Below are 13,033 nucleotides of genomic sequence, written 5' to 3'. Positions count from 1 at the left end.
TATGACATTATCAGTTTGGAGATACAGTCACCTTGTGTTGGCTGTATCTTCTTCTATTTTTATTTTATTGGCAGCTGTAACGGGTTCTGTATTAGCGTTAGAGCCAATTAGCAATCGCATACAGCCATATACTACGGGAGATTTAGACCAAGTTACCGTTGCAGAATTTACAAGCACATTACAGCAAAAGTATGCAGAGGTTATCTCTGTAGAAATTGATAAAAATAGCTGGGTTACTGCATCTGTAATAGATAAAGATGGTACAGATAAAATAATATACATAGACCCAAAAACAGGAGATAGTTTAGGCACACCTAAAGAGTCTAGCGCAGTTTTTAAGTTTGCAACCACATTACACCGCTCCTTATTTTTAAAAGGTATAGGCAGGTTTTTTGTAGGCTTGTCTTCATTATTACTATGTTTAATAAGCATTAGCGGAATTTTTCTAATTCTAAAAAAGCAAGGTGGTGTTACAGGCTTTTTTAAACCTATTGTTAAAGAAAATTTTAATCCGTATTACCATACTCTTTTTGGTAAATGGTTGCTAATTCCTATTTTAGTTATAACGCTAACAGGCGTGTATTTATCTCTAGAACAATTTTCTGTACTGCCATCTGCCAAAATAGTACACCAAGAAGACACCTTGTTTGCAGAAGAACCAGTTATTCCTGTAGCAGATTTTAAAGTTTTTAAAGACACTAAATTATCTCAGGTTCGTAAAATAGAATATCCTTTTGCGCCTTTTCCAGAAAGTTACTTTTTACTACAATTAACAGACAAGGAGTATTTAGTAAACCAATTTAATGGTGATATTGTTAGTCAGGTTAACTATCCGTTTTATGTAATATTAACGTATTACAGCACACTTTTTCATACAGGGCAGGGGAGTATAGTATGGAGTATAGTTTTGTTATTGGCTTCTATTGGTATTTTGTTTTTTATGTATTCGGGCTTTAGCATAACGTTGCAACGTAGAAAATCTAGAATTAAAAACAAATACAAAAAGGACGACTGTGATTATGTTATTCTTATAGGATCTGAAAACGGAAACACCTTTTATTTTGCCAACGCATTATACTCGGAGTTACTGCGTTTGGGTAAAAAAGCATATTTAGCAGAACTAAACAGCTATAAAAGCTATAAAAATATGCAGCATTTGGTGGTAATGACCTCTACCTACGGTACAGGAGAAGCGCCAACAAATGCCAAAAAGTTTAAAGCACTTTTAAACACACACCAGCAAGGTGCAAAGTTTAACTACTCGGTTGTAGGTTTTGGCTCTTTAGCATACCCAGACTATTGCAAATTTGCTTATGATGTAGATACTATGTTGCAAGCACACCCCAACAATAACCGTTTGGCAGATGTGTTTACCATAAACAACCAAAGTTTAGAATCTTTTAACCAGTGGTTGTTAGCGTGGAGTAAGCAAGAAAATTTAAATATAAGTTTACCAAAAGCCATTGGTGGTAAAAAGAAACGTAAAACCTATACTTTTACCGTAACCAAACACACCAAGGCAGAAAATAATCCGGACGATACTTTTTGTATATACTTAAAACCAGTAGAAAAAGTGAAGTTTACCTCTGGAGATTTACTCTCTATTTTGGGCGAAAAAGACCAGAGAGAACGATTGTATTCTATTGGTAAGTGGGAAAAAAACGAGCTTGTTATAAGCGTTAAACGTCACCAAAAAGGAAGTGTGTCTAATAGGTTACAAAACCTTGCTGTTGGCAACAAAATAAGCTGTGGTATAGTAAAAAACAAAGCGTTTCATTTGCCTAAAAAAGCAAAAGAAGCCCTGTTAATAGCAACTGGTACAGGTATTGGTCCTTATTTAGGGATGATACGCCAAAACACAGCACACAAAAAATTACATCTGTATTGGGGTGGGCGTACAGCAGCATCTTTTGAGCTGTACAAAAACCAATTAGAAGAACAACAGCAGGCAGGCAAACTAACCTCTTTACATTTGGCATTGTCTAGAGAACAAGCCCAAAAAGTATACGTACAAAACCTGTTAGAGGCAAATGGTAAAGAAGTTGCCCAACTTATTAATAACAAAGGCTATATTTTAATTTGCGGCTCTATAGGTATGCAAAAAGAAGTTACTACGGTTTTAGATACCATTTGTAAAAACCACCTAAAAAAGCCACTGAGTTACTACCAAAACAAAGGCCATATTTTAATGGACTGCTATTAAAAACAAATTAAAACCCGTAACCGTATGTTACGGTTTTTTTGTGCCATTAATACTCTTTTTAAACCCAATTACACATTTACATAATTGTACTACAAAAAATGTTTTATATTGTAGGAGAAATGTAATTATTGTGTTTATTAACTAGTTGTAGCCAATTAAAACTTACTAATACCATTCCATTATTAATTATGAAAGAATATTCATATACAGATTTTCTTAAAGAAATAAAAATTTACCCAATAGAGGTTTATTGGAAACATACAAAAATAATTCATGGTAAAGTTTTAATGGATAATGATGAAGATAAACGAAAAACATATAAATTCCTTAAAGACATTATAGGTGGATCCAAAATTAGTGGTTTGTATCTTTATAAGTATCAAGGAAAGATTTTATATGTAGGTAAGGCTAAATCAATATATGATAGAACAAAACAACATTTTATAGAATCTATTGATCCAAATCCCAAAAAAGCATTTGAATGGTTTTCCTTTTTCAAGAAATACAATGGAGAGTTGGATCTTTACTTCATTGAAATTAATAAAGAAATTGATAGAAGGGTAATAGAAAGAATGTTGGAAGCTGATTTATCTCCAATATTTGAAACGTATCGTAAAGATTTTAAAATTTCAAAAAAATAATTTCTTGAAGGATAATTATTAATCAAAAAACTGGCTACAACAATGTATAACCGCATTTACGGTGGATTCGACTACGTCCGAATCCACATAGAATTACTAACGTCAGTACCAAACCGAAAATTAACGCATATTAACTCGTAACTGACGGTTATACGAGACCGTTACAAAACATAAGAAATGAAATACTGCATTTTAACATTCTTTATTTTTACAAACACATTTTCATTTGCTCAAGATATCGATTTCATTAAAATTGTTTCCGAACAACTCGATTTAGACAAATCAAAAATTAAAAGGGAATTATTTACTTATAAAACTATCCCAAACAATCAGTCTGAAACTATTGTAGTCATTCCTGAAATTTCTAATGAAGACGAAGATGACTATTTTTTTGAACTTAACAGTTATATTTTGATAGTTGACAGTAAAACAGGAAAGATTAAAAATCAATATTATGAAAGTTCTAAAACCAATAATTGGACGTCTGATGCTGTAGTTTTATCAGAAATTATAATAGATACTGCACCTTACCAAATCTCAGAAGAAAAAAGAGCTTTTGGAATACGAGTAAATTATTATGGAATGTCTAAACCTAATCCATATAGTAACACGACTATTTCGTTATTTATAAAATCTAAAAACAAGTTAATAAAAATTTTAGACAGTTATGATGTAATGGATTATGGTGGTGAATGGGATACTAACTGTGCTGGAGAATTTATAGATGAAAACAAAGTATTGATTCTATCATCAAATAAAACAAACGGTTATTATGATATTTTAGTAAAAAACAAAATTACCACGACAAAAAACTTTGAGAACGAAAATGGAGACTGTGATTACAAAGAAAAGGTAACATCTCAATCAACTCAATTAAAATATAATGGCAAAAAATACAAAGAAAACGTTTTGTAACACGGTGTATAAAACATAGCTAATAAGTGTTTAACCGAAAGGTTTGTGTATTTTTATAAAGCCCGCAAAATCTTAAAAATTTTGCTTTAACAAGGAAAAGAAAAAACAAAATATAAGAATTCGGCTCTGTGCTAATCCGAAAAGTTAGCGTTTATTTATACGCTACGTTTCATAAAAAGACCGTTAGGTAAAATAGATCAAAATGGAAAACCAACATTATGTACCAAAATCTTACCTGAAGCATTTCTCTGTATCTGGCACGGAAAAAATTTTCGCGACACAATTTTTTGAAGCAGGTAATAAATGGAGTCAACCTAAAAAGTATCATATCAATTCGATATGTTTTTATGGGGACTTTTATAATTTAGATTCAAGAATAGCCGATTATCACAAATTAAATATAGATGTCATTGAACGTAATGCTTTTTGGTATGAAAAACACTTTATTGAAGATATTGTTGAAAAGGCGGATAAGCAATTATTGAGTGTCCAGCAAATCCCTGATTTGGCCTTTTTTTTACTCAGTATGAAATCAAGAAATCCTAGATTCAGGAAAGGTTACACTCAAGAAAAAATTAATGAACAGTATAATAAGAGTATTGATGAATTGAGCTCTGAAATAGAAAAAATAGATAATCCTCAATTGAGTCGAAGGGCTAAGTCAGTTATTAATTATCTTTTATCGAGTATTCCAAAGCCAAAGGAACTTCATAACAATTCAATACTGAGGCTGCATTCTAACGATAATGTTGTTTTTAAGTCGGTTTTAAATCGAGTAGTCAATTACAATATAGTTATTTATAGTCCAAAAGAAAAAGAAGATATATTTATTACAACAGATGCACCAGGATACAGTGTAGATAAAAACAAAGCTTTCTTTGATACAAAATATATTGATGATCTTTATCATTTTATTCCAATTTCACCAAAACTCGCTTTAGGTTTTCATAACCCTGAATTCTTTGAGGCGGCCAATAGAATTTCCTATCAAAAGATTAATTCTGAGGAAATATTTCAATTAAATTATGGATCAGCTGTAAACAGAACCGCCAATATTTATTGCAGCAATGAAAAGACATTAAACGAATTTATCAACAGAGTTTTTCCAGAAAAATAAAGAATTAACACAACTTACACTTTATGAAGACTGTGAAATAATAAAAGGAACGATTGAACTTAGAGTTGAATAATTTAAAAAAAGTTGAGGAACAAAGAACTATATTAAACAAAGTAAAATCAATATATGACAACTAAAGAAACTTTTTGGGAGCGTAAAAATAAACTAAATGATGATTTTGTAGTACTTGGTTCTGTAGAGAATCCCTCAACTTTAGGTCAAATTTTAGCTTACGAAAAAAGTAGTGGTTATGTATTTAGTGAAGATGTAAAAGATTTTTTAATAACATTTGGAACCTTACTTTTTGAGGTGAAAGAAGAGGTGTGGAGAAGGCCAAAAATGTATGACGTTATGCCTGCTTGGAAATTTGGGTATGGCTTTTTTGTTTACGGTTTATCTATGGATGAAGATACCCCAGATTGGATGACTTATGAAGAGAAAAACCAAGAGGCATTAGAGTGTAAAGAGAAAACCCTTGGGCAGATGTTTTTTAAGAAAACAGGAAATGGCTATAGAGCTTACACAAATAATGGGGTTATAACCATAGAACACGACAAATATGACGAAACTGATATTGAAATATTTGAAGGTAACATATACGATTTTTTGATTGCAGAAATAGATAAGCTAGAAGAAGATTACTTAGAATATATAAATGAGAAGGCTAGTACCTAATTTAAATCTTAGCAAGTAAGAGAACTAAACCCATGAGCAAATATGTTCATAGTTTTTTTATGTGTTTATGCCTCCAATATGGCTGAATAAATGCAGTTAATTGCTGTTACTAACTAGTTGTGTTTCATTAGCGCAACCATTTTAAAAAATAACATCTTAAAGAAAACTATATATTTATGAAATCATTGATTTATTTATCATTTTGTTTAATATTATTCATCTCTTGTTCAAATAGTGATGATGATAAAAGCACTGAATTAATTTGCTCTACTGAAAACCCTATTGAAGATTTAGATTGGCTAAAATCTGAAATTGAATCACTTGGGAAATATGAGTCAGTTGTTCAAAATACATATGAAAATCAAACTATCTTTATATTCAATAACTGTAATCCTAGGATTAACTCTGTAATTCCTGTCAAAGATTGTACTGGAAAAAATATAGGGATTATAGGAAAAGATCAAGAAAACATCCCATTTAATATTCTTCAAAACGGAACAATTATCTGGAAGCCTGAAAATTTTGAATGTGACTTATAGAATATTAATTTGTCATAAAAATACGAAAACACACAACAATATATAAAAAAAACATAGGGCGTTTGTTCTTAACCCAAAGTATAGTGCTTTTAACCAAGTCCGCCAAATCTTTTGATTTGGCTTTAAAAAAGAAAAGATAAAACAAAATAAAAAGTTTTGGCTAAGTGCTAAATCGGAAATTAATCGTTTTTTAATTCCCGTACTAACCATAGCCGAGACGTTGTGCATAATTTGAGAAAATGGGATTAGACATTAGTTTAAGGGTAAATAATGATATTGAAGTAATCACGTCAGAATACTTTGAAAATAGAAATATCTATTCTCTGAGCAGGGAATTTTGTAATCTAATGTGCAGACCAGGAGTAGTTGAACACACACCTGAATTTGACCAAATTGGAGAAATAACGAATATCAATATATCTCATTTGTACAAAATGACAGAATACCCAAGCGAAGAGGAAGAAGTGGATATGATTGAGTTTGCGGAAAATGAAGAAGAAAAGGAACGTTTAAAGTCTGATTTCGAAAAGAGAAAAGAAGATTTAAATGGAAATATAAACCAAGTAAAAGTTCTTGTAGAAAATTTAATCAATAAACTGAAAAACATTGATAATCTATACGAAAGATTAATAAAAACGGATTTTGACTCAATGAACTCTAAATACTATTTTTCGGACTTCAATAAAGACAAAGGAGAAGGTTATATTGGAAATAATTTTGGACAAGACTTGCGGAATTTCAAAAGATTTATTGACTATGCAATTGACCGAAATTCAGAAACAATTTGGTTTGAATATGGATAAAAAACTATACACAACAATTTATAACCTCAATTACGGCATCCCTACAATTCGGGAGACTATGTCCAAATCCACTTGGAACTGCTAAAGCCAGTGCCAAACCTAAAATAAATACTAATTTAATTCCGCACTGACCATAGCCGAGCCGTTAGTAACAATTTAATATACAAACAGGTTGTACTAAAAATTATAAATCGATAAAAAAACAATAATAATCAAAACAAGCAATTTAAGATGAAAAAAATAAACACATTAGCAACATTATTTTTAGCAGCATTATTTATGCATTCTTGCTCTTCAGAACCAAAATTGATAACATATGAACAGATAGCAGAAGTAGTTAAAGGCAAACAGCTTAGTGATATTTCTATTGATGCCTCAGGGGATTTAACCTATGACTTTCCGAGTTCTATTAGAATTCAATATGTAGATAATAGTACTACTTATTCACAAAAACTAAATAGTGAAGGATTATCAGAACCAAAAAAAGAAAGGCCTCTAAATGAAAAATTATACTACACAGCAACTTGGGAAGAACTACCAGACGTCGATGTAGATGTAGCCTTTACAAATGCTATTAATTATATTAAAAAAGAGAGTGATGACGAATTTGAATATTATACCATTTCTAGTATTTCTATTAGACCTACAAAAAACTGGAAAAAAGAAAAAAGTGTTACACAAGAAATAACAATTCAAGCTACTAAAAAAGGAGAAGAATCAGAGTATAAATTTAGTCATAAAAAAGTTTCTACAACAAAAAACTTTTATGAGTTTACCTTTAACATCTTAGAAAACTCGGAAGTGGAATTTAAAAAATAGGATACGGATAAATGTATATTGTATTAAACACTTAATTATGAAAAAAGGGTTTAACCACGCAACTAATCATACACAACGAGGCTAGCTATAATTTTATAAACCACTAGAATATTGAAAATCCCCAAAGCCATACTAATAACACTATTATTTCTCGTAATAAGCTATATCCCTTCACTCGGGTTAATTGGACTTTATAAATTTACAGAGCTATTTGGAGAAGGGGTTAATGACCATTTTTATTCTGTTGTAATTTTTGGAAGTCTGATTTCCTACTTTATTATTTTTTATCTTTTTTGGAAACCAAGACCAAAATTAAAGAAAGTTTTCAATATTAATAAATTGAATTTTGCAATATTTCCTTATCTATTAATTATTGTAATTGGACTTGGTTTCACGTGGCAACCAATATTTGATTTAGATAAAATAATAGATTACTACAGTACTTCTGAAATTAATATACATTCAAATAAATTTTACGGATTTACTCCCTTTTTTCTATATTTCAATTTATCAGCAATAATAATTGCACCGATATTTGAAGAGCTATTTTTTAGAAAATTATTATTTATTAAACTATTAGAATATAATAAGGTTTGGCCTTCAATACTAATTTCAAGCTTATGCTTTTCTGCAATTCATTTTGAAACTCCAAGCAACCTAATTCCAACTTTCGTCTATGGAATAATAGCTTGTCTAATTTATATAAAAACTAAAAACATTATTTATTTAATAGTCATTCATTTTTTTAATAACTTTTGTTCAATATTATATTCAGTTTATGGTGAACCGTTTTATGATTGGTTATATAACCTGAATTATGGGTTTACGTATTGGGCATTGGTTCTTTTTGGAATTTTGATAACTATTATGAGTGTTAGGAAAATAAGACAACTAATAAAACCTAAATGTAATGAGGATATTAGGACTTAACCCAAAGGTGTGTATATATTTATACCGATGCTCTGGGGTAGTTTTGGAGAAAAAGAATAAACCAATAGAAAAATTTACGCTGAGTTATTCTAAAAAAGCATTTTTAGATTTTTTTAAAAAAACATAATATATATAATGTTAACTTTATGAATAATGTCAAAAACATATTATCTTCAATACTAATAATAGTTCTTATAGTTTCGCTAACAGATTATTTTGGTTTTATTATTGGTTTTATAGCTACTTTTTTTATTATTCTAATTTACTTAGTTATGTTTCTCTTAATTAAAAATATAAAATTAGATAAAATACGTAATCAGTTAGATTATTCTAAAATAAACGAACTTAAAGAAGGTTTGGTTAAAGTTAAAGGAGAAGCATTATATATAGAACCTATATATTCTACCTTAAAAGAAAAAAAATGTATTGGTTATTACCATAAAGTAGAAAAATTAAAACGTAATATGAGTGGTTTTAGACCAAGATATGTAACTTTATCTAATCAATTTATTTGTAATCCCTTTATTTTAAAAGATGAAACTGGTGAGGTGAATATTTCTAATGAAAATATTACAGTTTTGGCTTTATCAAAATCAAAAGTGAAATTTAGAGAAGGAAAAAAACATACAGAAGAATTATTTAAAAATAATACTATGGTTGAAATTATTGGTCGTTTTTCAAAAAACAAAATTATAAAAGATGAAAAAAAAAATATTTTTATAGTTATTAAAGTTAAAGATTAGTTTTTTAGGGTAGCACTAAAAGTGTATTGTTTACAACTAGTCATGCTTTTCTAATACAAGCATAAAAATAAAAACCTGTTACAGGCAGATAATCTAATACTATTTAAAAAAAAGATGAAAAAACTATTAATTCCTATTCTATTAATTTCATTTCTATTAATTGGGTGTAAAGTAAAAAATATACAGGAGAAAACGTTACAAACTTACTTTAGTTATGAAGAGAATCGTGAGCTATTAGTTAGTGCTCACCGTGGAGGAAAAGGTTATGTAGGTTATCCAGAAAATTGTTTAGAAACAATGCAGTACATTAAAAAGTACATACCTAATGCACTATTTGAAATTGATGTGGCTAAAAGTAAAGATGGAGTTTTGTTATTAATGCATGATAATGCGTTAGATAGAACATCTACAGGCTCTGGTAGGGTAGACCAAAACAACTGGGAAGCGCTATCTAAACTTAAACTAAAAGATAATTTTGACTCTATTGTAGATTTTAAAATTCCGTTATTTAAAGATGTACTAGATTGGGCAAAAAAAGATAATGCCATACTTACTGTAGATATTAAACGAAGTGTAGACCCTGAAGAGGTATTGCATTTTATAGAAGAAAACAATGCTTTAAATCAGTCGGTCATAATTACCTACTCAATGGAAACAGCTCAAAAACTATATAAACTAAATCCTAAGGTAGTACTATCTGTTAGTATTAGAAATATGGAAGAGTTTAACAGAGCAGCTAATTCTGGTATACCATGGAAAAATATGGTTGCTTTTACAGGAACAAGGTTATCTGACCCTTTGTTATATAAAAAACTACATGAAAAAGGTGTTATGTGTATGTTAGGTACTTTAGGTAACTTAGATAAACAAGCCGCAGCAAAAGGAGATCATCTTTATAAAGAATGGGCTAAACTTGGAATTGATATTTTTGCTGCCGATAGAGCATTGGAAGTACAAAAGGCTATTACAAAGTAGCATTAGTAGTTATTTAAAATTTGGTTTAACTAATAATGTTTGTCAAAAATTAAAAAAATAAGCAACCAATTTGCATATAGAAACAAAAAAAACAAGAGTACAATGTTACAAGTGCATGAACCCCAAAAGCACTTGTATTTGTACACACATTAGCCCATTGCAAACCAATACTCGTTTTGTTATTCTTATGCACCCTAAGGAGTATAAAAAAGAAAAAAACGGAACAGGACTAATGACTAGTCTTCAGCTTAAAAATTCTGAGATTATAGTAGGTGTAGATTTTACTACTAATGCACGTGTAAATGAAATACTAAACACAGAAAATAGTGCTTCTTATTTACTGTATCCTGGTAAAGATAGTTTTAACCTATCTACAAGAAAAAGTGCTGATGTGAGTACATTTATGGGTAATACTCCATACATTTTTATTTTAGATGGTACTTGGCCTTGTGCCCGTAAAATGCTTAAACTAAGTAAAAATTTGCAAGAGCTAAAAAGGGTAAGTTTTGATAACAAAATTAAATCAAAATTTATTATTAAACAGCAGCCAGAATCTCTTTGTCTTAGTACTATTGAGTCTGTCTACACCGTTTTAAATTTGCTTAAACAAGGTGGTTTAGAAGAATGTAATACTGATAGTTTTCTTATTCCTTTTGAAAAAATGATAGCGCATCAACTAGATTATATGCTAAACCCTAGTAGTGAAAACTACAATTTAACTATGGGTAATAAGCTTATTGTTAAAGATATGTACAAGAAAAGCACTGAGCGAAATATTATTTTTGAAAGTGAAGATTAGTTTCTTCTATTGTTACCTTTAGTTGGTTTTTTATGAGTTAAATTTAATAGTTATAAATTATTAGAAGTAAGGATGTAAGTGTTTTTATAGATATCTTACTAAAAAAAAGAATAACGCAACTACAAGTAAACAGTTAAAGGTGAATAAGAAAAAATTAGCAATAATTGGTGTAGGTCCTAGAGGGTTGTATGCTGCAGAAAATTTTATAACGCAATTAAGTATTACAGAAAGCTCAACTTTAGTAGAACTTTTACTGTTTGAAGAAACAGGTGATTTTGGAAACGGACAAGTATACAATACAGAGCAAGTAAAATCTAACTGGATAAATATAACAGAACGTATACTTACGTTGCCTAAAAGAGATGAGGTAGTATACAATGGGATTACTATTCCAGGTTTTTCTTGTTACCACCAATGGGCAAATTTAAACGATGATAAAATAGATGGTGCCGAAGCAGATACATACCCGCCAAGAGCAAAAATAGGAGCGTACTTAAAGCAACGTTTTACATCATTTATAACACCCCTGTTACTTCATAAAACGGCTTTTTTATACCAGCAAAAAGTAACCAAAATACAAATAGAAAATAATGCTAAAGTTAGTATAACTACTCGTAATAAAGCCTATACTAATTTGGATGAGGTATTACTTACCATAGGTCACCAACCAACTTATGTTACAAAACAATTGGTTAAATGGCATAGTAACTTTAAAAACAATACCAACGTAAAGCTTTTTTTAGATCCTTACCCTGTTAAAAATTATATAGATGTTACTAATACACAAAATAAAACAACAGTAGGAGTTAGAGGTTTTGGTTTAGCTATGTTAGATGTGATGAGGGCAGCAGTTGCCAAGCAAGGTACTTTTAAAATTACAGAAGAACGTACCCAAAAGTGTCAGTTTAATACAGGTAAAAATGTAAATACTGTAATAGTACCTTTTTCTTTAGATGGTTTGCCTCCAGTTCCTAAGCCATTAAATAAAAACATTGATGATTTATATAAACCATCTGATGAACAGATTTATAATTTTGAAAAAGAGATAGGAGATAAAACAGCGCAAAGTAATGCTACAGGAGTAGATTTTTTAGTATCTGCTATAGCGCCTATTGTTGCAAGTATTTATGTCTCATTACCACATATATTAGAAGCTCAAAACTACACGCTTAAGCAGGTTGAAGAAGCCGCATTTAAATGGATAACGAATCAGAATTACAAGCATAGCTTACTATTACCTACAGCAACACCAATTGTGGCCTTACTTAATAGTTATATAGGTATGGCTACAGCTACAAATGCAATAAGTTTAGACTTTTGTGTTGGACAGGTTTGGAGGCATTGTCAGCCATCAATATATAAGCAGTTATCTTATAATAATTGCAGCAATAGTGTTTTTGCAAAAATTATAAAGTTAGATGAAGAAATTAAAAGATACTCCTATGGTCCGCCGGTAGAAAGTATACAGCAAATGTTGGCGTTGGTTAAAGCTGGTATTTTAAATTTAGATTTTGTGAATAATCCCGAAATTGAGTTGTCTAATAATGGGTGGGTTTTAAAATCTAAAGATAAAAGTATAGTTGCCAATATAATGGTAAATTCGGTATTAGATGCTCCAGATATTACAGCAGTTAAATCTGACTTAGTTAAAAGTTTGCTTCATAACGAGTCTATAAAAATAGTAAACGATAATCTTGGAGTACACACAACTAAAGAAGGCTATCTTGTAGAAAAAACCACAGATAATATATTACCAATAGCCTTACTTGGTAGGTTAGCCAAGGGAACTGTTATAGGCGTAGATGCTATATTAGAATGCTTTGGAGATAGACCTATAGAATGGGCAAAAGCAGCTGTTAAAAAAAAATAAAGCA

Annotated in this window: 13 protein-coding genes; all 13 read left to right on the top strand. The window is 30.0% G+C overall.

The genetic code is table 11. From position 1 onward, the window contains the following. Position 1: 1 nt before the first annotated feature. Positions 2 to 2,203 (top strand): PepSY domain-containing protein, encoded by a 2,202-nt coding sequence (locus Q4487_RS05220; RefSeq protein WP_303541117.1) that lies wholly within the window; start codon positions 2 to 4, stop codon positions 2,201 to 2,203. 188 nt (positions 2,204 to 2,391) lie between these two features. Continuing rightward, positions 2,392 to 2,844 carry a hypothetical protein gene (locus tag Q4487_RS05215; RefSeq protein WP_303541119.1) on the top strand — a complete coding sequence of 151 codons (453 nt, stop codon included), beginning with the start codon at positions 2,392 to 2,394 and terminating at the stop codon, positions 2,842 to 2,844. Between the two features lie 411 nt (positions 2,845 to 3,255). Then, positions 3,256 to 3,759, top strand: coding sequence for a hypothetical protein (locus Q4487_RS05210; protein ID WP_303571880.1), 504 nt, complete (start codon positions 3,256 to 3,258; stop codon positions 3,757 to 3,759). 202 nt (positions 3,760 to 3,961) lie between these two features. Next, positions 3,962 to 4,876 (top strand): DUF4238 domain-containing protein, encoded by a 915-nt coding sequence (locus tag Q4487_RS05205; RefSeq protein ID WP_303541124.1) that lies wholly within the window; start codon positions 3,962 to 3,964, stop codon positions 4,874 to 4,876. Between the two features lie 126 nt (positions 4,877 to 5,002). Further along, complete coding sequence (locus tag Q4487_RS05200) at positions 5,003 to 5,551, top strand: hypothetical protein (RefSeq protein WP_303541126.1); 549 nt, start codon at positions 5,003 to 5,005, stop codon at positions 5,549 to 5,551. Positions 5,552 to 5,727: 176 nt separating this feature from the next. Then, complete coding sequence (locus Q4487_RS05195; protein ID WP_303541127.1) at positions 5,728 to 6,090, top strand: hypothetical protein; 363 nt, start codon at positions 5,728 to 5,730, stop codon at positions 6,088 to 6,090. Positions 6,091 to 6,329: 239 nt separating this feature from the next. Next, the gene (locus Q4487_RS05190) at positions 6,330 to 6,893 is read left to right on the top strand and encodes a hypothetical protein (RefSeq protein ID WP_303541129.1); all 564 of its coding nucleotides are present in this window, start codon (positions 6,330 to 6,332) and stop codon (positions 6,891 to 6,893) included. Between the two features lie 231 nt (positions 6,894 to 7,124). Then, positions 7,125 to 7,712, top strand: a complete 588-nt coding sequence (locus tag Q4487_RS05185; protein ID WP_303541131.1) for a hypothetical protein — start codon at positions 7,125 to 7,127, stop codon at positions 7,710 to 7,712. Between the two features lie 111 nt (positions 7,713 to 7,823). Then, the gene (locus Q4487_RS05180) at positions 7,824 to 8,642 is read left to right on the top strand and encodes a CPBP family intramembrane glutamic endopeptidase (protein ID WP_303541133.1); all 819 of its coding nucleotides are present in this window, start codon (positions 7,824 to 7,826) and stop codon (positions 8,640 to 8,642) included. A gap of 146 nt (positions 8,643 to 8,788) precedes the next feature. Then, a complete protein-coding gene (locus Q4487_RS05175) occupies positions 8,789 to 9,385 on the top strand; it encodes a hypothetical protein (protein ID WP_100896644.1) in 597 nt (198 codons plus the stop codon). A gap of 114 nt (positions 9,386 to 9,499) precedes the next feature. Then, positions 9,500 to 10,360 (top strand): glycerophosphodiester phosphodiesterase family protein, encoded by an 861-nt coding sequence (locus tag Q4487_RS05170; RefSeq protein WP_303541136.1) that lies wholly within the window; start codon positions 9,500 to 9,502, stop codon positions 10,358 to 10,360. 70 nt (positions 10,361 to 10,430) lie between these two features. Continuing rightward, the gene (locus Q4487_RS05165) at positions 10,431 to 11,159 is read left to right on the top strand and encodes a tRNA-uridine aminocarboxypropyltransferase (protein WP_303541138.1); all 729 of its coding nucleotides are present in this window, start codon (positions 10,431 to 10,433) and stop codon (positions 11,157 to 11,159) included. A 139-nt stretch (positions 11,160 to 11,298) separates the two neighbouring features. After that, positions 11,299 to 13,029, top strand: a complete 1,731-nt coding sequence (locus Q4487_RS05160; protein WP_303541141.1) for an FAD/NAD(P)-binding protein — start codon at positions 11,299 to 11,301, stop codon at positions 13,027 to 13,029. The last annotated feature ends 4 nt before the right edge of the window (positions 13,030 to 13,033 follow it).

This window comes from Cellulophaga sp. 3_MG-2023 (assembly GCF_030546975.1).
Taxonomy (GTDB): Bacteria; Bacteroidota; Bacteroidia; order Flavobacteriales; family Flavobacteriaceae; genus Cellulophaga.
Note: the sequence above shows the minus strand (reverse complement) of the source record. Positions and strands in the feature narration are given on the sequence as shown.

What these genes read in the sequence shown, in the direction of transcription:
- Q4487_RS05220 (WP_303541117.1), top strand. Translation starts at nt 2, where the DNA reads ATGACATTATCAGTTTGGAGATACAGTCACCTTGTGTTGGCTGTATCT.
- Q4487_RS05215 (WP_303541119.1), top strand. Translation starts at nt 2,392, where the DNA reads ATGAAAGAATATTCATATACAGATTTTCTTAAAGAAATAAAAATTTAC.
- Q4487_RS05205 (WP_303541124.1), top strand. Translation starts at nt 3,962, where the DNA reads ATGGAAAACCAACATTATGTACCAAAATCTTACCTGAAGCATTTCTCT.
- Q4487_RS05200 (WP_303541126.1), top strand. Translation starts at nt 5,003, where the DNA reads ATGACAACTAAAGAAACTTTTTGGGAGCGTAAAAATAAACTAAATGAT.
- Q4487_RS05195 (WP_303541127.1), top strand. Translation starts at nt 5,728, where the DNA reads ATGAAATCATTGATTTATTTATCATTTTGTTTAATATTATTCATCTCT.
- Q4487_RS05190 (WP_303541129.1), top strand. Translation starts at nt 6,330, where the DNA reads ATGGGATTAGACATTAGTTTAAGGGTAAATAATGATATTGAAGTAATC.
- Q4487_RS05185 (WP_303541131.1), top strand. Translation starts at nt 7,125, where the DNA reads ATGAAAAAAATAAACACATTAGCAACATTATTTTTAGCAGCATTATTT.
- Q4487_RS05175 (WP_100896644.1), top strand. Translation starts at nt 8,789, where the DNA reads ATGAATAATGTCAAAAACATATTATCTTCAATACTAATAATAGTTCTT.
- Q4487_RS05170 (WP_303541136.1), top strand. Translation starts at nt 9,500, where the DNA reads ATGAAAAAACTATTAATTCCTATTCTATTAATTTCATTTCTATTAATT.